At 69.1% G+C, this 21,487-nt stretch carries 15 protein-coding genes (1 of these 15 running past the window's edge); 10 read left to right on the top strand and 5 right to left on the bottom strand.

Features of this window, described 5'->3' with window-relative positions:
* Positions 1 to 14: 14 nt before the first annotated feature.
* Complete coding sequence (locus ON27_RS24825; RefSeq protein ID WP_043732663.1) at positions 15 to 1,613, bottom strand: carboxyl transferase domain-containing protein; 1,599 nt, start codon at positions 1,611 to 1,613, stop codon at positions 15 to 17.
* A gap of 93 nt (positions 1,614 to 1,706) precedes the next feature.
* Here ON27_RS24825 and ON27_RS24820 point away from each other — a divergent pair, with 93 nt between their 5' ends.
* Positions 1,707 to 2,300 carry an SACE_7040 family transcriptional regulator gene (locus ON27_RS24820; RefSeq protein WP_043732660.1) on the top strand — a complete coding sequence of 198 codons (594 nt, stop codon included), beginning with the start codon at positions 1,707 to 1,709 and terminating at the stop codon, positions 2,298 to 2,300.
* Between the two features lie 8 nt (positions 2,301 to 2,308).
* Here ON27_RS24820 and ON27_RS24815 read toward each other — a convergent pair whose 3' ends face one another.
* Together ON27_RS24815 and ON27_RS24810 are read right to left on the bottom strand one after the other, a co-directional pair.
* Complete coding sequence (locus ON27_RS24815) at positions 2,309 to 3,055, bottom strand: 3-hydroxybutyrate dehydrogenase (protein ID WP_043732658.1); 747 nt, start codon at positions 3,053 to 3,055, stop codon at positions 2,309 to 2,311.
* Positions 3,052 to 4,434: an MFS transporter gene (locus ON27_RS24810; protein WP_043732656.1), complete on the bottom strand. Its 1,383-nt coding sequence runs from the start codon at positions 4,432 to 4,434 to the stop codon at positions 3,052 to 3,054. Before ON27_RS24810 ends, ON27_RS24815 begins: the two co-directional genes overlap by 4 nt.
* Before the next feature lie 141 nt (positions 4,435 to 4,575).
* Between ON27_RS24810 and ON27_RS24805 the strand changes: the two genes are divergently transcribed.
* Complete coding sequence (locus tag ON27_RS24805; RefSeq protein ID WP_245560092.1) at positions 4,576 to 5,517, top strand: LysR family transcriptional regulator; 942 nt, start codon at positions 4,576 to 4,578, stop codon at positions 5,515 to 5,517.
* An 8-nt stretch (positions 5,518 to 5,525) separates the two neighbouring features.
* Here the strand turns inward: ON27_RS24805 and ON27_RS24800 are convergent, their stop codons facing one another.
* Complete coding sequence (locus ON27_RS24800) at positions 5,526 to 6,854, bottom strand: helix-turn-helix domain-containing protein (protein WP_043732652.1); 1,329 nt, start codon at positions 6,852 to 6,854, stop codon at positions 5,526 to 5,528.
* 243 nt (positions 6,855 to 7,097) lie between these two features.
* Between ON27_RS24800 and ON27_RS24795 the strand changes: the two genes are divergently transcribed.
* From ON27_RS24795 to ON27_RS24775, 5 genes are all read left to right on the top strand, one after another.
* Positions 7,098 to 7,451: a hypothetical protein gene (locus ON27_RS24795; protein ID WP_157227330.1), complete on the top strand. Its 354-nt coding sequence runs from the start codon at positions 7,098 to 7,100 to the stop codon at positions 7,449 to 7,451.
* Positions 7,452 to 7,548: 97 nt separating this feature from the next.
* Complete coding sequence (locus ON27_RS24790) at positions 7,549 to 8,148, top strand: TetR/AcrR family transcriptional regulator (protein ID WP_051046972.1); 600 nt, start codon at positions 7,549 to 7,551, stop codon at positions 8,146 to 8,148.
* 1 nt (position 8,149) lies between these two features.
* A complete protein-coding gene (locus tag ON27_RS24785; RefSeq protein WP_043732649.1) occupies positions 8,150 to 9,340 on the top strand; it encodes an FAD-dependent oxidoreductase in 1,191 nt (396 codons plus the stop codon).
* A 501-nt stretch (positions 9,341 to 9,841) separates the two neighbouring features.
* Positions 9,842 to 10,114, top strand: coding sequence for a hypothetical protein (locus ON27_RS24780; protein WP_039804007.1), 273 nt, complete (start codon positions 9,842 to 9,844; stop codon positions 10,112 to 10,114).
* Between the two features lie 104 nt (positions 10,115 to 10,218).
* Entirely contained in the window at positions 10,219 to 10,509 is a 291-nt protein-coding gene (locus tag ON27_RS24775; RefSeq protein WP_157227329.1) for a hypothetical protein, read from the top strand.
* A gap of 89 nt (positions 10,510 to 10,598) precedes the next feature.
* On the opposite strand, the gene ON27_RS40060 is transcribed toward ON27_RS24775, so the two are convergent.
* Positions 10,599 to 11,072 carry a hypothetical protein gene (locus tag ON27_RS40060; protein WP_157227328.1) on the bottom strand — a complete coding sequence of 158 codons (474 nt, stop codon included), beginning with the start codon at positions 11,070 to 11,072 and terminating at the stop codon, positions 10,599 to 10,601.
* 407 nt (positions 11,073 to 11,479) lie between these two features.
* Here ON27_RS40060 and ON27_RS24765 point away from each other — a divergent pair, with 407 nt between their 5' ends.
* The 3 genes from ON27_RS24765 to ON27_RS24755 form a co-directional block, all read left to right on the top strand.
* Entirely contained in the window at positions 11,480 to 11,905 is a 426-nt protein-coding gene (locus tag ON27_RS24765) for a PPOX class F420-dependent oxidoreductase (protein ID WP_043732671.1), read from the top strand.
* 115 nt (positions 11,906 to 12,020) lie between these two features.
* Entirely contained in the window at positions 12,021 to 12,785 is a 765-nt protein-coding gene (cobM, locus tag ON27_RS24760; protein ID WP_043732668.1) for a precorrin-4 C(11)-methyltransferase, read from the top strand.
* 445 nt (positions 12,786 to 13,230) lie between these two features.
* Positions 13,231 to 21,487 carry part of the coding region annotated (locus tag ON27_RS24755) for a non-ribosomal peptide synthase/polyketide synthase (RefSeq protein WP_043732665.1) on the top strand (this coding region is incomplete at its 3' end). Its footprint extends 23,108 nt past the window's final position, so 8,257 of the 31,365 annotated nt are shown.

Below are 21,487 nucleotides of genomic sequence, written 5' to 3'. Positions count from 1 at the left end.
GTTCAGCATCGCCATCACATCCGGAATACGCCGTAGGAAACGGGCTCGAGCGGGGCCTGCGCGCACACCGACAGCGCCAGCCCCAGCACGGTTCTGGTGTCGGCGGGATCGATGACGCCGTCGTCCCACAACCGGGCGGTCGCGTAGTAGGGGTTGCCCTGACTTTCGTACTGCTCCCGGATCGGGGCCTTGAACGCTTCCTCGTCCTCAGCTGACCAGGGCTGCCCACTGCTGTCGAGCTGATCGCCGCGCACCGTCGACAGCACCGACGCCGCCTGCTCGCCGCCCATCACCGAGATCCTGGCGTTCGGCCACATCCACAGAAACCGTGGCGAGTACGCCCGGCCGCACATCGAGTAGTTGCCCGCGCCGTAGGAACCGCCGATCACGACGGTGAGCTTCGGCACGCGCGCGCAGGCCACCGCGGTGACCATCTTCGCGCCGTGCTTGGCGATGCCGCCCGCCTCGTAATCGCGGCCGACCATGAAGCCGGTGATGTTCTGCAGGAACAACAGCGGGATGCTGCGCTTGTCGCACAGCTCGATGAAATGCGCGCCCTTCATGGCGGATTCGCTGAACAGCACGCCGTTGTTGGCGACGATGCCCACCGGGTGCCCGTGGATGCGCGCGAACCCGGTGACCAAGGTCTTGCCGTATTCGGCCTTGAACTCGTGGAAGCCGCTTTCGCCCTCGGGTGTGCCGTCGACCAGGCGATGGATCACTTCGCGCACGTCGTAGGGGGTGCGCAGGTCCACCGGCACCACGTCGTAGAGCTCGGATTCCGGCGCGGCGGGCGCGATGACGGGCCTGCGGTCCCACGGCGCCGGCGTGCGCGGACCGAGGGTGGCCACGATCCGGCGCACGATGCGCAGCGCGTCCCGGTCGTCCTCGGCCAGGTGGTCGGTGACGCCCGAGGTGCGCGAGTGCAGTTCGCCGCCGCCGAGTTCCTCGGCCGTGACCACCTCGCCGGTCGCGGCCTTCACCAGGGGCGGGCCGCCGAGGAAGATGGTGCCCTGGTCGCGCACGATCACGGCCTCGTCGCTCATCGCGGGCACGTACGCGCCACCGGCGGTGCACGAGCCGAGCACCGCGGCGATCTGCGGAATACCCTTGGCGCTCATGGTCGCCTGGTTGTAGAAGATGCGCCCGAAGTGCTCCCGGTCGGGGAACACCTCGTCCTGGCGCGGCAGGTAGGCGCCGCCGGAGTCGACCAGGTACACGCACGGCAAGCGGTTCTGCGTCGCGATCTCCTGGGCGCGCAGATGCTTCTTCACCGTCATCGGGTAGTAGGTGCCGCCCTTGACCGTCGCGTCGTTGGCCACGATCACGCATTCGCGCCCGGACACCCGCCCGATCCCGGTGATGATCCCCGCGCCGGGGGATTCGTCGCCGTACATCCCGGTCGCCGCGAGCGGGGAGAGTTCGAGGAACGGGCTCCCCGGGTCCAGCAGCTGGTCCACCCGCTGTCTGGGCAGCAGCTTGCCGCGCGCGACGTGGCGCTCGCGCGCCTTCGCGGGCCCGCCGAGCGCCGCGGCGGCCAGCCGGGCGCGCAGGTCGTCGACCAACGCCGCGTGCGCGGCGCGATTGCCGACGGCCTCTTCGGTAACGGTCATCACGCCATCCTGTCGTCCAGTTAGTCGCCGATAACTAAAATTCAGGTTAGTGTTGATTAACCGAGATGTCCAGATCGGCGGAAAGGATCGCGTGTGACCAGTGCCGAATCCGTCGCGCCCACGCGTCGTGAGCAATTGAAGGCGCAACGCAGGGCGCAACTGCTGGAAGCGGGGGCGCGGTTGATCGCCGATCGCGGCTTCCTCGGCATGCGCTTGGACGACTTGGGCGCCGCCGTCGGCATCAGCGGTCCCGCGGTCTACCGGCATTTCCCGAACAAAGAGGCGCTGCTGGTGGAGCTGCTGGTCGGGGTGAGCCAGCGCCTGCTCGACGGCGGCAAGGCGGTGGTGGCGGGCACGAACTCCGCCGAACGGGCGCTCGCCGGGCTGGTCGACCATCACCTGGACTTCGCCCTGGGTGAACCGGAACTGATCCGCATCCAGGACCGCGACCTGGACAACGTGCCCGCCGCCGCCCGCCGCGAGATCCGCCGCACCCAGCGCCAGTACGTGGAGATCTGGGTGGGTGTGCTGCGCGAGCTGCATCCGGAGCTACCCGAGGAGACGGCGCGGGTACAGGCCCACGCCGCCTTCGGCCTGATCAACTCCACCCCGCACAGCGCGGGCAACGCGACCGCGGCCCGCGCCCGTCCGGTGCTGCGCAAGATGGCGTTGACCGCCCTCGGGTGAGCGCGCCCTCATCGCGCGCTCCACCCGCCGTCCATCGTGTAGGCCGCGCCGGTGACCATGCCCGCCTCCGGCGACGCCAGCCAGCTCACCAGCGCCGCGACCTCCTCCGGCTCCACGAGGCGCTTGATCGCGCTCTCGGTGAGCAGGATCTTCGCTACGACTTCCTGCTCGGGCACGCCGTGCGCCCTGGCCTGGTCGGCGATCTGCTTGTCCACCAGCGGCGTGCGCACGTAGCCCGGGTTGACGCAGTTGCTCGTCACGCCGTGCGGGCCGCCCTCCAGGGCGGTGACCTTCGACAGTCCCTCCAGTCCGTGCTTGGCCGTCACGTAGGCGACCTTGTACTCGGAGGCGCGCAGCCCGTGCACCGAGGAGATGTTGACGACGCGCCCCCAGCCCTGCCGGTACATGTGCGGCAGGGCCGCGCGCACCAGCAGGAACGGCGCCTCGACCATCAGCGTGAGCAGGTCGCGGAACCGTTGCGGCGCGAAATCCTCGATCGGGCTGACATGCTGCACTCCGGCGTTGTTCACCAGGATGTCGACGTCGAGTTCCAGCTCCTCCAGCGCCGCGACGTCGAGCAGATCCACCGCCCACGACTTGCCGCCGAACTCGCGGGCCACGGCCTTCGCGCCGACGTCGTCGACGTCGGCCACCGTGACCGTGGCGCCGCGCGCCGCGAGCGCACGGGCGCACGCCGCGCCGATGCCGCTCGCGCCGCCGGTCACCAGGGCGCTGCGCCCCGCCAGATCGCTCATCGCACGGTCACTTCGGTTCGTGCGCCCAGGCTCGCGGCGTCGGCGTGGTCGATGCTCTCCAAATCGAGCCCCTTCGTCTCTCGTGCGAAGAACACGGCGATCGCGCTCACCGCCGCCGCCCCCGCCAGGTACCAGGCGATCGGCACCGCGGAGTGATAGGTGTTCAGCAGCCGCACCGCGATGATCGGCGCCAGCGAACCGGCCACGATCGAGGTCACCTGATAGCCGAGGGACACCCCCGAATAGCGCATCCGGGTGGGGAACATCTCGGCCATGATCGCGGGCTGCCCGGCGTACATGAAGGCGTGGAAGACCAGGCCGATGATGATGGCGGACATGATGACCACGTTGTGGCCGCTGTCCATCATCGGGAAGGCGAAGAAGCCCCAGGTGCCCGCGGTCAGCGCGCCGATCAGATAGACCGGTCGCCTGCCGAACCGGTCGGACAGGTTGCCCACCACCGGGATCGTCGCGAAGTGCACTACGTGCGCGGCCAGCAGCCACCACAGGATCACTTCGGTGTCGGCGTGCACCTCCACCTTCAGATAGGTGATGGTGAACGTGACCACCAGGTAGTACATGACGTTCTCGCCGAAGCGCAGACCCATCGCGGTGAGCACGCCGCGCGGGTAGCGGCGCAGCACCTCGACCACGCTCAGCGAGGTCGCCTTGATCTGCTCGGCCTCCTGCTGGGCGGCGACGAAGATGGGCGCGTCGGTGATCTTGGTGCGGATGTAGTAGCCGATCAGCACCACCACCGCCGACAGCCAGAACGCCACCCGCCAGCCCCAGCCGAGGAACGACTCGTCCGACAGCGTGGAGGTGAGCACCAGTAGCGCGACCGTCGCCAGCAGGTTGCCCACGGGCACGCCCGCCTGCGGCCAGCTCGCCCAGAAGCCGCGGCTGCGGCTGGGGCTGTGCTCGGCGACCAGCAGCACCGCGCCACCCCATTCGCCGCCGACCGCGAAGCCCTGGATGAAGCGCAGCGTCACCAGCAGCGCGGGCGCCCAGTAGCCGATCTGCCCGAAGGTGGGCAGGCAGCCCATCAGGAACGTCGCGCTGCCCACCAGCACGAGACTGAACTGAAGCAGCTTCTTGCGGCCGTACTTGTCGCCGAAATGCCCGAACACCACGCCGCCGAGCGGACGCGCCGCGAAACCGACGGCGTAGGTGACGAACGCGGCGAGGATGGCGTCCAGATCGCTGGTGCCCTTGGCGAAGAACACTTTGCTGAACACCAGCGTGGCGGCGGTGCCGTAGAGGAAGAACTCGTACCACTCCACGACCGTGCCCGCCATGGACGCCGCCACCACGCGGCGCAGGCCGCTGGTCGCGCCCGCATCCTTCGCCGGTGTCGCTCCGGCGCTGTGCTCCCTCATCGCACTTCTCCTTCGTGCCCGGGGCCACACTTCGGTTCCCGATGTGACAGCCCCCACAATGCTTGGCTGCACCGAGTATTAGTGCAGACGAATCGCGCCGCAATGACCATTTGTGCAGTGCGTCTCTGCAAAGATGCAGATATGCGCCCGGCCACCCCAGGTCGTCCCAGCGCGGACGACCTTCTCGTCCTGCTGGCTGTCGGGCGTTCCGGCCGATTCGTCACGGCCGCCGAAGAACTCGGCATCAACCACACCACCATCTCGCGGCGCATCGCCGCCCTGGAGCACACCCTCGGCGGCCGGGTGCTCACCCGGGTGACCGGCGGCTGGGAACTGACCGATCTGGGCAGGGCGGCGCTGGCCGCGGCCGAGGCGGTGGAGTCGGCGGTGAAGTCACTGGCCGCGGACGCGGGCGGCGACCGGGTGCTGGAGGGCGTGGTCCGGATCTCGGCGACCGACGGCTTCAGCGCCTACATCGCCGCGCCCGCCGCCGCCGAGGTGCAGCGGCGGCATCCGAAAATCTCGGTCGAGATCGTGGCGACCACGCGCCGCGCTTCGCAACAGCGCTCCGGCCTGGACCTCGAGATAGTCGTGGGGGAGCCGCAGGTGCACCGCGCCACCGCCACGCACTTGGCCGACTACTGTCTCGGCCTCTACGGCTCCCGCGAGTACCTGCGCGAACACGGCGCGCCCGCGACGATCGATGAGCTGGCCCGATATCCGCTCGTCTACTTCATCGATTCCATGCTGCAAGTCGACGATCTCGACCTGGCTTCCAGCTTCGTACCCGCGATGCGCGAATCCGTCACTTCGACCAATGTTTTCGTGCATGTGGAAGCCACGCGCGCCTCGGCCGGTCTGGGCCTGCTGCCCTGCTTCATGGCCGACCGCCACACCGATCTCGTTCGCGTCCTGGCCGATTCGGTGACGGTAACCCTCGGCTACTGGCTCGTCGCCCGCACCGAAACCCTCCGCCGCCCGGAAGTGGCCGCCGTCGTCACCGCGATCCGCGCCATGGTGGCCGATCAGCGCGACACCCTCCTCGGCCGCCGTCAGTTACCACCTCCGGGGCGGCTCCTCTGAAGTCTTGATCATGCCGTGCGGGCGAGGGCGTCGAATCGGAGGCGGAAGTGTTCGGCGTCGTCGCCGCGTGTGCGGTTGGCGGCTGTGCGGACAGGGCGCAGTTCGGCCAGGAGGCGTGGGGAGTTGACCGGGCCTTCCAGCAGCGTGAGGGCGGTGTGGGCTTCGGTGATGGCCGAGGTGGTGTCGCCGAGGCCCGCGAGGGCGGCGGCGAAGTAGGCGCGGTACGAAGCTTCGTCGCGGGGGAAACAACTTCCGTGGGCGACGCTCTCGCGGTACAGCTCGGTCGCTCGGCCGTGGTGCCCGAGCATCCGGAGTCCGCGCGCCTCGTGGGCGCGCAATTCGGCCTCGTTGACGTGCCCCAACCATGCCGGGTCGTCCGGGCTGTCCAGCCCACGGTCGGCTTCGCGCCAGACTCGCGCCATCGCGCGGTCGAACTCCTGCTCGTCGCCCACGGCCGCGTACGCGGTTGCCTCCTCGGCGGCCTTCAGGGCATTCATGCGCGCCGACGGTATGTCCTTGACGAGTTCGGTGGAACGCCGTGCGAGGCGGACGGGCTCGGCGAGCGAGGCGGGGAAGGCGGAGAGATTCGCGAGGTCGCCGAGGGCAGCGGCCAATAGCGCGTTGTCACCGCACTGTTCGGCAAGCAGAACCGATTCCGTCAGGTGGCGTCGAGCGATGCCGGGTCGATTACTGTCGCGAGCCAGCCAGGCGACGGTGTTCGACAGCCATCCCGTGGCACTCAGCAATTCGGCGCCGATGCGGTCGCCGTACGACCTGGAGTCGAGTAGACGCCGCACGGAAGCGTATTGCCGCGAGGCGTAGTCGTATATTCCGCCGCCTCCGCGATGGTTGTCGTGCTCCCACAGCCGTTGGGTGAGCACGCGGATATAAGTGACATGCCCGGCGCCGACTCGGAGAGGTTCTGCCGCCCTGGTGGACGGTATGGAGACACCCGCCGCTGCCGTTATGGTCGCTGCCAGGCCGAATTGTCTGCGGTCCACGTCATCGACTCCTTCGCCACCCCCATAGTCGATGGTCCCCGGATCGGGTGTCGCGAGCAAGAGAGGCAGCAACGCAGAGCGGGGGATACCGAGTGCGTCCATGGCGCGGACCAATTCGCGGACGTCGAAGATGGTCCCTACTTCTCCGCGTTCCACCCGGCCCGCGTGGGTGCGGTCCCAATGCAGGAGCGCGCCGAAGTCGGCTTGGGACAGGCCCATTTCTTTGCGGACGAGAGCGAGCGCTTGACCGGGCTGCCCTCGAGCGAGCAATTCGCGGAATCGCGGTGACTTCCACGCGCCGTCGGTCTCGTTGTCGATCACGATCCGCCCCCTCACGAGATCTCCTGTGATGAGCAAACTTTAAGCGCGATCGCGCAGGTGGTGCGGGGCAACCGCAGATATCGCACACCTGCTGTCGCGCGCTTGACAGCGTCGCGATGTTCGGCCCGTTCCTCGAGGCTCGAGATGCGCGCGCCGCCGGGGTGATGCCGTGTCGGCACGGCACTCCGGGACGCGGTGAGCCGCGAACGGTGGCGAAAGCCCCCGGCGGCGGGCGCACCCATCGAACGAGAGGTGATCATGAAGCCGAAAGTGGTCGGGTATCTGCGCCGCGATATCTCCGGGCGTCGTGCGCGCAGGCACGAAATGGAGATCCGCGCGCTGGCGAAGGCGTCGGGTTTCGATCTGGCGCGAACGCTGGTCGCCGGCCCCGCCGCGCCCGCGTCGCTCGACGCGCTGCTCACCGTGATCGGCCGCGTCGGCGCGATCGCGGTGATCACCCCCTCTGTGGGCCATCTGGAAGACCGCGCGGACGTGATCATGGGGGTCCGCGGGCTGATCACCCTCGATTCCAGGCACATTCCACCGCAGGTCAGAGGACGGCCGACCGCACCGTGGCCCGGTCCTCGCACGGGCGGTCGAACGGGCGTCTGAGGTGATCCACGCGCCGTGTGGGTTGGCAAGCTTCGCTTTCTCGCGGTCTGCTGGTACGGTTCAGTTCATTGAATGATCGTTCAATCAATGGAGTGGCGTGGGAAGTCGACGAGAACAGGCGCAGTGGCGGCGCGAGCGCCTGCTCGACGCGGCGTTGGAAGTGTTCGCCGACAAAGGGATCGACGGGGCTTCGGTCAAGGACATCGCGGCTGCCGCCGGGGTCGCGCCCGGCCTGCTGTATCACTATTTCGCCGGGAAAGAGGCGCTGGTGACCGCGTTGTTGCGGGAGCGCGGATTCTCGCGGCAGTTGCGCGAATCGCTGGAGCGGGCGGAGGGCGAGCCGGCGACCGAGGTCTTGCCCCGGGTCATGCGCGAGTTCGACGGCGTGCTGGCCGCCAATGCCAAGCTGATCAGACTGTTTTTCGCCGCCGGGCATTCGCATGAGAACGTGCGGGCGGTGCTGGCGGAATTCGTCGGGGAAGGGCAGGCCGTGATGGCCGAGTATCTGCGCTCCCGCGTGGTCGCGGGGGAATTGCGTGACCATGACGCGCGCACGACCGCGACCGCCCTGTTCGCGACTCTCGCCGTCGGGCGCAGCACCGGCATCCCGGTCGATGTCGCCGAGCTGGTGGGTCTCGTGCTCCACGGACTTGTTCGTAGCGCGCCATTCGAAGAAGGAGAGATCGCCGGTGCATGACATGAACGTGCAATGCTGCGTGGTAGGCGGCGGCCCCGCCGGGATGATGCTGGGCACGCTGCTCGCCCGGCAGGGTGTCGAGGTGGTGGTGCTGGAAAAACACGCCGACTTCCTGCGCGATTTCCGTGGCGACACCATCCATCCGTCCACTCAGGAACTCATCCACGAACTCGGCTGGCTGGACGAATTCCACCGCCTCCCGCACAACACCATGGATCGCGTCACCGTCGCGGTCGGCGGCACGCCCGTGACCTTCGCGGATTTCCGGAAGCTGCCGGTCCGCGGCCCGTACATCGCGTTCATGCCGCAATGGGAATTCCTGAATTTCCTGGCGACCAAGGCCGCGGCCTTCCCCGGCTTCCGGCTCCTGCAAAACACGAAAGCAGTCGATCTGCTCATCGAGAACGATCGCGTCCTCGGCGTGCGGGCGACCACCGACACCGGAAGCTTCGAAATCCGGGCCGATCTCGTCGTGGCCGCGGACGGCCGCCACTCACGCATGCGAGAATCGGCCGGTTTGCGGGCAGCGGCGAGTTCGCCACCGATGGACGTCCTGTGGTTTCGGCTGTCGCGGCGAGCGACGGACCAGGTCGAGTTCTTCCAGGGCGGCAAGGGGGCGATGGTCGCCATCGATCGCGGCGACTACTGGCAAGTGGCGTACACGATTCCCACGAACGCCTATGAAGATCTACGCGCACTCGGCATCGGCGAGCTACGCGACAGAATCAGCGCGCTCGCCCCCGCATTGCGCGACCGCGTTCACGAACTCGGCGATTGGGACGACGTTCATCAGCTGACGGTCCGTGTCGACCGGCTCACCAGGTGGTATCGACCGGGCTTGCTCTGCATAGGCGATGCCGCCCACGCCATGTCACCGGCGGGTGGCGTCGGCATAAACCTGGCCATCCAGGACGCTGTCGCAACCGCGAACATCCTCGGCCCGAAACTGCTCGCGCACAACCTGACCGACGCCGATCCGCCTCGCGTGCAGGCCCGCCGCCAACTGCCCGTCAGACTGACCCAGCTGTTCCAGTTGGCCATTCTGCGCGACCTCTACCCCAAAAATCTGCACGACGACACCGCCACCCACGTCCCGCCGATCTTCCGCCTTTTCCGGCGGCTGCCGGTGCTGCGCCACGCGGTTGGCCGATTCATCGGAATCGGCGTTCGCGCGGAACACATCCGCCCCTGAACGCCGCCCCAGACGAACCCGGGGCGAGATCGAGGTCTCCGTTCTTCGCGAGCGGTCAACAATCGACGGCGGGCGATCGACCGAAAACCGACGATCTGCCGACACTCTTCCCGATCATCTGCCGACGGACTGCCCGACGATCTGCCGATAGTTCCGATCGGCGAATCAGGACCGCCACGGTCACCATGGCGGTCGACTCCGAGGTTGGAAAGCGGACCAGCCATCAGTGGTCGGTGCCCGCGCAACCGCGCCGAGGGGGTCGACCGGTCTGCGGGTGTGGCCGCCGCTCGACCGTGTTCCGGGCTTCCGCCGTGTCTCGGCGACGGCTCGGATCGGAGTGTGACATGTCACCGGCTCCGGGCGGAAAAGGGGTTTCCCGCGCTCTCGATCGGTCAACAATCCATGCGGCGGACCGCCGGTCGGGGGCGCGGACGCCGATGTCGATCGAATTCATTGCCCGGCATGAGGATCGCGCCCGGCCAGGGCGCAGAAGGAGGATAAGTGCGATCCATCCGAGCCGGTCTCATCGCCGTGACGCTCGTTGCCGCCACCGTGGCCGGGGCGAGTTCGGCGCATGCCGATGAGACCCTGCCCGGCGCACCGAAGGACGAGATCATCACGGTGGACGTCAATCTGCTGGGTTGCTCCCTCGGCGCCGGACTCGGCCTCGATCTCCTGCTGGCGCTCACCGCGGGCAACGGTTCCAGCACCACCATCGGTTCCGGGCTGGCGACCCGCCTGCGCGCCGCGGGCTGCCTGCCCTGGCAGCGCTGATCCACAGCGGAATTCGACAGCATGCCCCCTGATCCGCACGTCAGCGGCGGGGGCACGGCTTTCGTCGTTTCACCGGACGGTCGAGAGTGCAGGACTATGGGGACGTGAGTACTCCTGCACCCGGGCCTGTCTTCGACGTGATCGCCGTGCTGAACGGCGTGGTGGACCTGCGCTCCTATCCGCGCCGGAACCTGGTCCTGAGTTCGCCGCTGCGGTTGGAGTTCCGCACGCTGGGGGACAACACGTCCACGGTCTTCGAGCCGGTTGTCCACCTGCTCAATGGCATCGAACTGCTCGAATCCCAGGGTTGGGAGTTGGTCAGTGTGATCGAACGGAGCGTCGACAGCTCGGGCACCAGGGAGTGCTGCGTGATGGCGTTCATGCGCCGCACCTGATCCGGACCGGTCGGCCGGACGTCTCCGGGCCGGCGAAATCTTCCGGAGCAGTGGTCCGACCGCTGATCGGGTGCACGGCCGCGCATGGGTCATCCGGCCTGAGGGTGCGGGCGCGAGTCGATCGTGTCGCGCGCCCGTGCCCACACCTCCTGGGCGTCGAACCGGACGGCCTGCCACGAGTCGGTGGCGAGGCCGACTCGCCCGCGCCACTTCCGCATGATGTCGGCGTGCACCGGCCAGCGCACGAACCGCCGCATGTCCTTTTCGGTCTCCCACACCGAGATGGAGCCGCCGCGCAATTCCGATGGCCGAGCCCACAGCCACAGGCCGACCGCGCCGTGCATCACGGGCCAGTTCCGGCTCAATCGCATCCCCGTCTTGTAGATCTCCTGAACGTCTTCTTCGGAGCCGGCCAGGAAGTCGGTCACGCTGACGAACACCGAATCTGCGCTGTCGTGCCGGGGACCGGCTCGCCAGGGCATGAGCACCGTGCCCTCGGAAAACGGCTGTTCACCTGCCGCGCCGTGCGGGTCGGCGGGTCCCGGTAAAGAATTAGTAAGCATTTGTAGATGATATGCGCCTGCATACTAATTGTGCACCGCTGGTGGTCGGGTGCAGCGAGCAGTGCCAGCTCTAGGCGATTTCTGGGCAGTGACCGGCGAAGGGGCTACGGCCGATTCGGGGTGCTGTCTCGGTGGCGCTCGAGGACGCCGATTGCATAGATAGGTATTGCATAGGCGAATCTACGGATGTGGGGTCGGTACGTATTCGATGAGACTGGTTGCCGTGCGGCAAGCACATCTGAGGTGACAGCGTCGTCACCTGAACCCGCCCTCGACAACGGCGTCGGTAGGCCGACAAGGGAGTCGGCCGCACAGGCGGGAATCCGGACCAACCAAAGACTTGTCCTGATGTCCATCGATCCGTTTCGTCGCGTGTTCTGTGGCCCACCGCGGCCTAGGGTGTGCGGATGGCCTCTCTTTCCGATCCCGAAGTGCGCGATTTCCTCGCCCACGGCACCCGTACCGGCAAGGTGGCGTTCGTGGCCGCCGACGGTAGGCCGGTGGTGACTCCGGTGTGGTTCGTCCTGGAGGGGGACGAACTGGTCTTCAACACCGGTAAGTCGACCGCGAAGGGTAAGGCGTTCGCCCGTGACGGGCGCGTCTCGGTGTGTGTCGACCTGGAGGAGCCGCCGTACGCCTCGGTCCAGTTGCAGGGCTCGGTCACGCTCTCGGAAGATCCCGAGGAGCTGCTGCGCACAGCCACCGAGATCGGCGGCCGGTACATGGGCGCGGACCGCGCCGAGGAATTCGGCAAGCGCAACGGCGTCCCCGGTGAACTCGTCGTCCGCCTGCGCCCCGACAAGGTGATCGCCCACTTCGACGCCACCGCTTGAGCGGTCGGGTCGGCCGAGGAACGCATCTCGCCGGCGGGCAGCGGCAGCGGTGGACATCTCCGGTGTCGCGCTGGACCGCGGTGCTCGGTGCTCGGCGGTCAATACACTCGCGCGCATGACCGTGCACTTCATCGGGGCCGGGCCGGGCGCGGCCGATCTGTTGACGGTGCGCGCGGTGGAACTTCTCCGCGCGTCGCCGGTATGCCTGTTCGCGGGGACATACCTGGACCCGGACGTGCTGGCGCACTGCGCGCCGGATGCCGAGCTGGTCGACACTCAACAGCTGGATCTCGACCAGATCGTCGAGCACTTGGTGCGCGCGCACCGAGCGGGCCGGGACGTGGCCCGCCTGTGCTCGGGCGACCCGTCGCTGTATTCGGCGCTGACCGAGCAGACCCGCAGGCTCGACGCGCACGGCGTGCCGTGGGACGTCACGCCCGGCGTCCCCGCATACGCCGCCGCTGCGGCCGCGCTGGGCGCGGAGCTGACGGTGCCGGAGCTGGTGCAGTCGGTGGTGCTGACCCGCACGCGGGCCCGCTCCACCGCGATGCCGGCGTCCGAGGCGCTGGCGAACTTCGCGGCCACCGGCGCCACCCTCGCGCTGCACCTGGCCATCACGCGCGTCCGCGAACTGGCCGCCGAACTGGCCGCCGAGTACGGCGCGGATTGCCCGGTCGCCGTCGTCTATCGCGCCAGCCAACCCGGGCAGCTGATCCTGCGCGGCACCCTGTCCGACATCGCCGGCCAGGTGGAAGCCGCGAAGCTGCGGCAGGCCGCGGTGATCCTGGTGGGGCGCGCGCTCACGCCCGCGGTGTCGTGCGCGCAATCCCATCTCTACGACCCGGCGCGCGTACGCGGGTCCGCGGGTGCGGAGCGCTGAAGGCGACGGCCCTGCGCTGGGCCCCGGCGGTAATGACGGCAGGCGCCCCAGGCGGCTGTCCTACGTCGGCGCGGAAGTGTCGGAATGGGGCAACGTGACTCATGTGAGAACCGCAACAGCACCCTGGCAAACCCGCTGCAACGCATCTGCCTGCGATGATGTCGGATAGCTATAGAGCATGGTTGGTCGGGTGCCGGAGGCGACGGTAGATTGATCCGGTGATTCGCACAGAAGGTCCCGGCGGAGCCGGTCGGTGGGTCCTGGGCACGGTCGAGCTCATGTAACAAGCCCGGCACGTTGGACAGATAGTTCAAATGAACATTTTTTGCCTGATTTGATGTGAGAACTGAACCTGGAGACGCAGGCGCCACGCTCGGATAGGTGCGCGTCCCCTCCGGGTGTGGTCGGGGAGCGCTTGCGTGGTGTTCCGGAAGCGAGGTTACGGTTGGACCGGCTGGATTTCGGCGGAAACGGCGAAACTGGTGGCGAACAGGCACGCGCTTTGTCTGAGGGAACGCCCCATCTGTCGAGTGCGTTCCCGTTGTCCCCTGCTCAGCTGGGCATCTGGTACGCGCAGCATGTGGACCCGCAGGTTCCGATCAACATCGCGCAGTACGTGGACCTGCACGGCGACCTCGATCTGGAGGTGCTGCGCGAAGCGCTGATCCAGGCATCCAACGAACTGGGTTCGGGCTTCCTGCGCATCATCGAGCACGACGGCCAGCCGTACCAGTACATCGACTACTCCATCCCGGACAGCGACAAGGTCTACTACGTGGACCTGCGCGGTGAGGCCGACCCCGAGGCCGCCGCGATGGCGTGGATGCGCGCCGAATACAGCCGCCCGCTGCGTCTGACCGAAGACCGGCTGATGCGGATCGCGGGTCTGCAACTCGCCGACGACCGCTGGTTCTGGTACCTGCGTTCGCATCACATCGCGCTCGACGGCTTCGGCGCGGTGACCAACGTGAGCCGGATCGCCGAGCACTACACGGCGATCCTCAACGGCACCGAGGCGGCGCCCGCCAAGGCCGTCGATCTGCGCACGCTCTACGACCAGGAGATCGCCTACCGCGACAGCTCTCGCTTCGACTCCGACCGGGCGTACTGGGCCGAGCAGGTCGCCGGCCTGGAGGAGGGCTCCAGCCTGACCGGCCGGTCGGCGCCGCCCGCGCCGCTCAACGGAATCTCCAGCGCCTCGCTGTCCGACGAGCAGAACGCGCTGCTGGAGGCAGCGGTCGCGCGGCACGATTCGTCGCCCGCCGGGCTGCTGCTGGCCGGTTTCGCGGCGTACCTGGCGCAGTGGAACGGCGTCGAGGACGTCATTCTCAGCCTTCCGGTGACCGCGCGCACCACTGCCGCGATGCGCCGCTCCGGTGGCGTGTCGTCGAACATCGTGCCGCTGCGGCTGCACGTCGGCCACGACACGACGGTGGCCGAGCTGCTGCGGCAGGTTCAGGTCGCGGTCTCCGGCGCGCTGCGGCACCAGCGTTACCGCCATGAGGACATCCGCCGCGACGCGGCCGGTGACGGTGTGGTGACCACGGAGTTCTTCGGGCCGTGGGTCAACATCATGCTGTTCCAGAACGAGATCGTGATGGGCCCGGTCGAGGGTCAGATGCACGTGTTGTCGACCGGCAGCATCAGCGATCTGGGCGTCAACTTCTACCAGTCGGTCGCGGGCACGCGCTCGCACATCGACTTCGAGACCAACCCGAACCTCTACACCGAGGACGAGGCGCGCCGCCACCACGGCCGCTTCCTGGAGTTCTTCGACCGCTTCCTCGCCGCCGAGGTGGACGAGACGGTATGGAACCTTCCGGTCACCACCTCCGATGAACGCTCGCTGACCCTGCTGGAGTGGAACGACTCCGAGCAGGAGGTCCCGGAGACCACGCTGGCGGCGCTGCTGGACGCGCAGATGGCGCTGTCCCCGGACGACATCGCGCTCGACTTCGAGGGCGCCACGCTCACCTACGCGGAGTTCGACGCGCGGGTCAACCGGCTGGCCCGCTTCCTGATCGCCGACGGCGTCGGCCCGGAATCGCTGGTCGCGCTGGGCATGCGCCGCTCGCTGGAGCTGGTGATCGGTATGCACGCGGTGCTGAAGGCCGGTGGCGCGTACGTGCCGATCGATCCGGATCACCCGGCCGAGCGCACTGCCTACATCCTCGACAGCGCCGCGCCGGTGTGCGTGCTGACGCACTCGGCCGACGAGCTGGAGTTGCCGGAATCGGTGCGCCGGGTGGCGATCGACACCCTGGACACCTCGGCGTACTCGCCCGCCCCGGTCACCGACGCCGAGCGCCTCGCGCCGCTGCGGCCGGACAACACCGCCTACGTCATCTACACCTCGGGCTCGACCGGCCGCCCCAAGGGCGTGGCGGTCACCCACCACGCGATCGTCAACCAGCAGCTGTGGATGCTCGACGAGTACCGGCTCACCGCGGCGGACGTGTACCTGCAGAAGACCGCGACCACGTTCGACGTGTCGCTGTGGGGCTACTTCCTGCCGTTGCTGGTGGGCGCGAAGCTGGTCATCGCGTCGCCGGACGGGCACCGCGACCCGCTGTACGTGGCGGAGATGATCGCCCGGCACGGGGTCACCGTGACCGACTTCGTCCCGTCCATGCTCACGGTGTTCGTCGCCCACGCCACCCCGGCCCAATGCGCCACGCTGCGCGCGGTTTTCGTGATCGGCGAGGCGCTGCCGCCGGAGACCGCCGCGGGCTTCCGCGCTATCACCGACGCGGGCCTGCACAACCTGTACGGCCCCACCGAGGCAGCGGTCTCGGTGACCTACTGGGAGGCGACGGCCGCCGACACGGTGACCGTGCCGATCGGCATCCCGGAGTGGAACGTCCAGGTCTACGTGCTGGATTCGCGGCTGCGTCCGGCCGCGATCGGCGCGCCGGGTGAGCTGTACCTGGGCGGGCGTCAGCTCGCCCGCGGCTACCGCGGCCGTCCCGACCTGACCTCGGACCGCTTCGTCGCCAACCCGCTGTCGGACAGCGGTGAGCGGATGTACCGCACCGGCGACCTGGTGCGCTGGAACGACGCGGGCACGCTGGAATACATCGGCCGCACCGACTTCCAGGTGAAGTTCCGCGGTCAGCGCATCGAACTGGGGGAGATCGAGACCGATCTGCTCGCCCATCCCGCGGTCAGCCAGGCCGTGGTGCTGGTGACGGACACCGCGACCGGTCAGCAGCTGGTGGCCTACGTGGTCCCGGCTCCCGGCCACACCGTGGACCCGGTTGAGCTGACCAGGTTCGCCGCCGAGAAGCTGCCCAGCTACATGGTGCCCGCATCGATCATGGTGCTGGACGCCTTCCCGTTGAACACCAGCGGCAAGCTGGACCGCAAGGCCCTGCCCGAGCCGGTGTTCAGCGCCGACGCCGGCGATTTCCGCGCGCCGCGCACCCAGGCCGAGCAGATCGTGGCGGGCATCTTCGCCGACGTGCTCAGCCAGGACCGTATCGGCATCGACGACAACTTCTTCGATCTGGGCGGCAACTCGCTGGTCGCCACCCAGGTGGTGGCGCGCATCGGCGCTGCCTTCGGCACCCAGATCGGGGTGCGCGCGCTGTTCGAGACCCCGACCGTCGCCGGGATCGCGGCGCGGGCGGAGAACGCCGCTCCGGTCGGGGATTCGCGTCCGCCGCTGGTGGCCCAGCAGCTCCCGGAGCGGGTGCCGCTGTCGCTGGCGCAGCAGCGCATGTGGTTCATCAACCAGTTCGACCCCACCGTGCCGACCTACAACCTGCCGTTCGTGGTGCGGTTGCGCGGCCAGGTGGACTTGGCGGTGCTGCAGTCGGCGCTGCTGGACGTGGTCGAGCGGCAGCAGTCGTTGCGCACGATCTTCCCCGAGTCCGGCGACGGCGGTTACCAGCAGGTGCTCCCGGTCGACGAGGTCGATCTCAGCATCCAGGTGCAGCCGATCGACGAGGCCGAATTGCGCGGCGCGCTGACCGAGTTCGCCGCGCAGGGCTTCGACGTCTCGCGTGAGCTGCCGATCCGGATGCGGGTGTTCGCGGTCACCGGCGGGCGCGGCAACGGCACCGCCGACTACGCGGTGGCGTTCGTGGTGCACCACATCGCGGCCGACGGCTTCTCCTTCGGCCCGCTGGCGCGCGACGTGGCCGCCGCCTACCTGTCCCGCACCGCGGGCGAGGCGCCCAGCTGGGCGCCGCTGCCGGTGCAGTACCAGGACTTCAGCGTCTGGCAGCGCGAGTTGCTCGGCGCGGAGTCCGATCCCGCGTCCATGGCGGCGCGCGAGATCGCCTACTGGCGCGGGGCGCTGGCGGGCCTGCCGGATCAGCTCGACCTGCCCGCGGACCGTCCGCGCCCGCCGGTGCAGAGCTTCCACGGCAGCCGGGTGAGCTTCGACATCGACGCCGAGCTGCACCGGCGGCTGGTCGCGCTGGCCCGCGCGCAGGGCGTCAGCCTCTTCATGGTGATGCACGCCTCGCTGGCCGTGCTGCTGGCCCGGTTGTCCGGCACCAGCGACATCGCCATCGGCACGCCGGTCGCGGGTCGTGGCGAGCAGGCGCTCGACGACCTGATCGGCATGTTCGTCAACACCCTCGTGCTGCGCTCGGAGGTGGACGGCAGCGAGCCGTTCGCCGAATTCCTCGGCCGCACCAGGGAAACCGACCTGGCCGCCTTCGCGTTCGCGGACGTGCCGTTCGAGCGCCTGGTGGAGGTGCTCAACCCGACCCGCTCGCAGGCGCGGCACCCGCTGTTCCAGGTGATGCTGTCGTTCCAGGAGATGTCGCACGCGACCCTGGAACTGCCCGGTCTCTCGGTCACCGCCGACGAGCTCGAGGTCGACATCGCCAAGTTCGACCTGCAGTGGACGGTCACCGAGGAGCGCGGCGCGGGCGGCGAGCCCGCCGGTATGGGCGCGGTCATCTCCTTCGCCACCGACCTGTTCGACGCCTCGACCGTCGCCGAGTTCGGTCGCCGCTACCTGCGTGTGCTGGAAGCCGCCGTCGCCGCGCCCGGAACCGCCGTGCGCGACATCCAGATCCTCGACGAGGCCGAACGCGCCCGGGTGCTCACCGAGTGGAACCACACCGCGCACGAGGTCCCCGCCGCGACGGTGCTGGACCTGTTCTCCGAGCAGGTGCGGGCCCGGCCCGACGACCCCGCCGTCGTCTTCGACGGCGGCGTTCGCGGCGCGGACGAGTTCGGCGCGCCGGTCGAGCTGACCTACGCCGAGTTCGCCGCGCGCGTGAACAGCTTGGCGCGCAAGCTCATCGACACCGGCGTCGGCCCGGAGACGCTGGTCGCCGTCGGCATCCGCCGGTCGGTGGACATGCTGGTGGCGATCTACGCCACGCTGACCGCGGGCGGCGGCTACGTGCCGATCGATCCCGATCACCCGGCCGAGCGCACCGAATACGTGCTCGACAGCTCCGCGCCGGTGTGCGTGCTGACCACCACCGCCGACGACGTCACCGCCGCGGGCATCCCGGTGCTGGCGCTGGACACCCTCGACCTGAGCGAGTTCGACGACGGACCGGTCACCGACGCCGAGCGCCGCGCCCCGCTGCGCGCCACCAACACCGCGTACGTGCTCTACACCTCCGGCTCCACCGGACGCCCCAAGGGCGTCGCGGTCAGCCACGCGTCGGTGGTCAACCAGATCGCCTGGATCACCGCCGAGTACCGGATCGGCCCGGCGGATGTGATCCTGCAGAAGACGCCGGTCACCTTCGACGTGTCGGTGTGGGAGCTGTTCGGCACGCTGGCCGTCGGCGCCCGCATGCTGATCGCCGCGCCGGACGGCCACCGCGATCCTATGTACCTGTCGGAGATCATCGGTCGGCACCGGGTCACCATGACCTCGTTCGTGCCGTCGATGCTCTCGGTGTTCGCCGGGTCGGCGTCCACGGCCGAATGCGCTTCGCTGCGCGCGGTTCTGGTCGCCGGTGAGGCGCTGCCGCCCGCGACCGTCACCGCGTTCCGGCAGTTCTCCACCGCCGCGGTGCACAACCTGTACGGCCCCACCGAGTTCACCGTGCACGCCACCGCCTGGCACCTCAACGAGGTGGCGCCCACCTCGGTGCCGATCGGCCGCCCGGTGTGGAACGCGCAGACCTATGTCCTGGACGAAGGTCTCGCGCCCGTTCCGGTCGGTGTGCCCGGCGAGCTGTACCTCGGCGGTGTGCAGACCGCCCGCGGCTACCACGGCCGTCCCGACCTGTCCGCCGAACGCTTCGTCGCCGACCCGTTCGGCCCGCCCGGCTCCCGCCTGTACCGCACCGGCGACCTGGTGCGCTGGGTGCAGCCCCGCGATCCCGAGGTGGGCAGCGCGGGCGTGCTGGAGTACATCGGCCGCACCGACTTCCAGGTGAAGTTCCGCGGCCAGCGCATCGAGCTCGGCGAGATCGAGACCGCCCTGCTCGACCACCCGGCCGTCACGCAGGCCGTCGTGCTGGTCATGGACACCGTCGCGGGCGATCAGCTGGTCGCCTACGTGGTCGGCACCGGTGGACCGGTCGACCTGGACAACATCAAGAACGCCCTGCACCGCACGCTGCCCGCGTACATGGTGCCCTCGGCGATCGTGGTGCTCGAGGCGTTCCCGCTGAACGCTTCCGGCAAGCTGGACCGCAAGGCGCTGCCCGCACCGGTGTTCGAGGTGCGCGAATTCCGCGCGCCCACGACGCCGATCGAGGAGATCGTCGCGCAGATCTTCGGCGAGGTGCTCGGCATCTCCCGCGTCGGCGTGGACGACGACTTCTTCGAGCTGGGCGGCAACTCGCTGATCGCCACCCAGGTGGCCTCCCGCCTCGGCATCGCGCTGGACACCAGGGTGCCGGTGCGCATGCTGTTCGAGGCGTCCACGGTCGCGGCGCTGGCCGCGCGGGTGGAATCGCACGCCGGTGACGGCGCGCGCAAGGCGCTGGTCGCCCGGCAGCGTCCGGAGCAGGTGCCGCTGTCGCTGGCACAGCAGCGCATGTGGTTCCTCAACCGGTTCGACACGTCCTCGGCGGTCAACAACATCCCGGTCGCCATCCGGCTGTCCGGCGATCTGGACATCGCCGCGCTGCAGGTCGCCGTCATCGACGTGATCGATCGGCACGAGTCGCTGCGCACAGTCTTCCCGGAGACCAGGACCGGCCCGGTGCAGGTGGTGCTGGACGCCGCCCAGATCGTGCCGGACCTGACCCCGGTGCCGGTGACCGAGCACAACCTGATCGACCACCTGGTCGAGCTGGCCTCGATGGCGTTCGACGTGACCAGCGAAGTGCCGCTGCACGCCCGGCTGTTCGAGATCAGCGAGACCGAGTACGTGCTCGGCATGGTGGTGCACCACATCTCCGCCGACGGCTGGTCGATGGGCCCGCTGGCCCGCGACGTCATGGTGGCCTACGCCGCCCGCACGTCGTGGGAGGCGCCGGCCTGGTCGGCGCTGCCGGTGCAGTACGCCGACTACGCGCTGTGGCAGCGCGAGGTGCTCGGCTCCGAGGACGACCCGAGCTCGCTGATCTCCTCCCAGATCGGCTACTGGACGCGCGAACTGGCCGATCTGCCGGACGAATTGGTGCTGCCCTCGGACCGGCCGCGCCCCGCCGTCGCCTCCTACCGCGGCGGCACCTACCCGTTCGTGATCTCCGGCGAGACCCAGCGCGCCCTCGTCGAGCTGGGCCGCAGGCACAACGCCTCGCTGTTCATGGTGCTGCACAGCGCGCTCGCGGTGCTGCTCGCCCGGGCCAGCGGCACCAGCGACATCGCCATCGGCACCCCGGTCGCCGGTCGCGGCGAGGCCGCCCTGGACGACCTGATCGGCATGTTCGTCAACACCCTCGTGCTGCGCACCGAGGTGGACGGCGCGTCCAGCTTCGCCGACCTGCTCGCCCGCGCCCGCGAAACCGACCTGCACGCGTTCGCGCACGCCGACGTGCCGTTCGAGCGGCTGGTCGAGGTGCTCAACCCGGCCCGCTCGCAAGCGCGGCACCCGCTGTTCCAGGTGATGCTGACCTTCCAGAACACCCGGCAGGCCAGCCTGGAGCTGCCCGGGCTCTCGGTCAACGGCATCGACTACGACGCCCGGCTGGCCAAGTTCGACCTGCAGCTGACCCTGTCGGAGACCCAGGACGAACAGGGCGACTCGGCGGGCATGTCGGCCGAGTTCTCCTACGCGCTGGATCTGTTCGACGAACCGACTGTCGCGGCCTTCGCCCGCCGCCTCGACCGCATCCTCGCGGCCGTGACCGCGGACCCGAACGTGCCGATCGGCGACATCGACCTGCTCGCGCCCGAGGAGCGGGCGCGGGTGCTGGTGGACTGGAACGACACCGGGCACCCGGTGGACCAGCTCGCGACGCTGGTGTCGCTGTTCGACGCGCAGGCGGCGGCCACGCCCGACGCGATCGCGCTGGACTTCGAGGACGAGCGGCTGACTTACGGTCAGTTGCAGCAGCGGGCCAACCGCATCGCCCGGCAGCTGATCGGCGCGGGCGTGGGCCCGGGATCGCTGGTGGCGCTGGCGCTGCGGCGTTCGACCGAACTGGTCGTCGCGATGTACGCGGTGGTGCAGACCGGCGCGGCCTACGTGCCGCTGGACCCGGACCAGCCCGCCGACCGCGTCAACTACATCATCGAGACCGCGCGGCCGCGGATGATCCTGTACCGCTCCGCGGACGGCTTCGGTCTCGACCCGCAGCCCGCGGTGACCGCGCTGTCGGTGG

It is taken from the genome of Nocardia asiatica NBRC 100129, from assembly GCF_000308415.1.
In the GTDB taxonomy this organism is placed as follows: Bacteria; Actinomycetota; Actinomycetes; order Mycobacteriales; family Mycobacteriaceae; genus Nocardia; species Nocardia asiatica.
This window is presented reverse-complemented; position numbering and strand designations above follow the sequence as displayed.

Excerpts from the sequence above, each read along its gene's own strand:
- cobM (WP_043732668.1), top strand. The coding sequence starts at position 12,021 with ATGACCGTGCACTTCATCGGGGCCGGGCCGGGCGCGGCCGATCTGTTG.
- ON27_RS24825 (WP_043732663.1), bottom strand. The coding sequence starts at position 1,613 with ATGACCGTTACCGAAGAGGCCGTCGGCAATCGCGCCGCGCACGCGGCG.
- ON27_RS24795 (WP_157227330.1), top strand. The coding sequence starts at position 7,098 with ATGAAGCCGAAAGTGGTCGGGTATCTGCGCCGCGATATCTCCGGGCGT.
- ON27_RS40060 (WP_157227328.1), bottom strand. The coding sequence starts at position 11,072 with ATGCTTACTAATTCTTTACCGGGACCCGCCGACCCGCACGGCGCGGCA.
- ON27_RS24765 (WP_043732671.1), top strand. The coding sequence starts at position 11,480 with ATGGCCTCTCTTTCCGATCCCGAAGTGCGCGATTTCCTCGCCCACGGC.
- ON27_RS24805 (WP_245560092.1), top strand. The coding sequence starts at position 4,576 with ATGCGCCCGGCCACCCCAGGTCGTCCCAGCGCGGACGACCTTCTCGTC.
- ON27_RS24815 (WP_043732658.1), bottom strand. The coding sequence starts at position 3,055 with ATGAGCGATCTGGCGGGGCGCAGCGCCCTGGTGACCGGCGGCGCGAGC.
- ON27_RS24785 (WP_043732649.1), top strand. The coding sequence starts at position 8,150 with ATGAACGTGCAATGCTGCGTGGTAGGCGGCGGCCCCGCCGGGATGATG.
- ON27_RS24810 (WP_043732656.1), bottom strand. The coding sequence starts at position 4,434 with ATGAGGGAGCACAGCGCCGGAGCGACACCGGCGAAGGATGCGGGCGCG.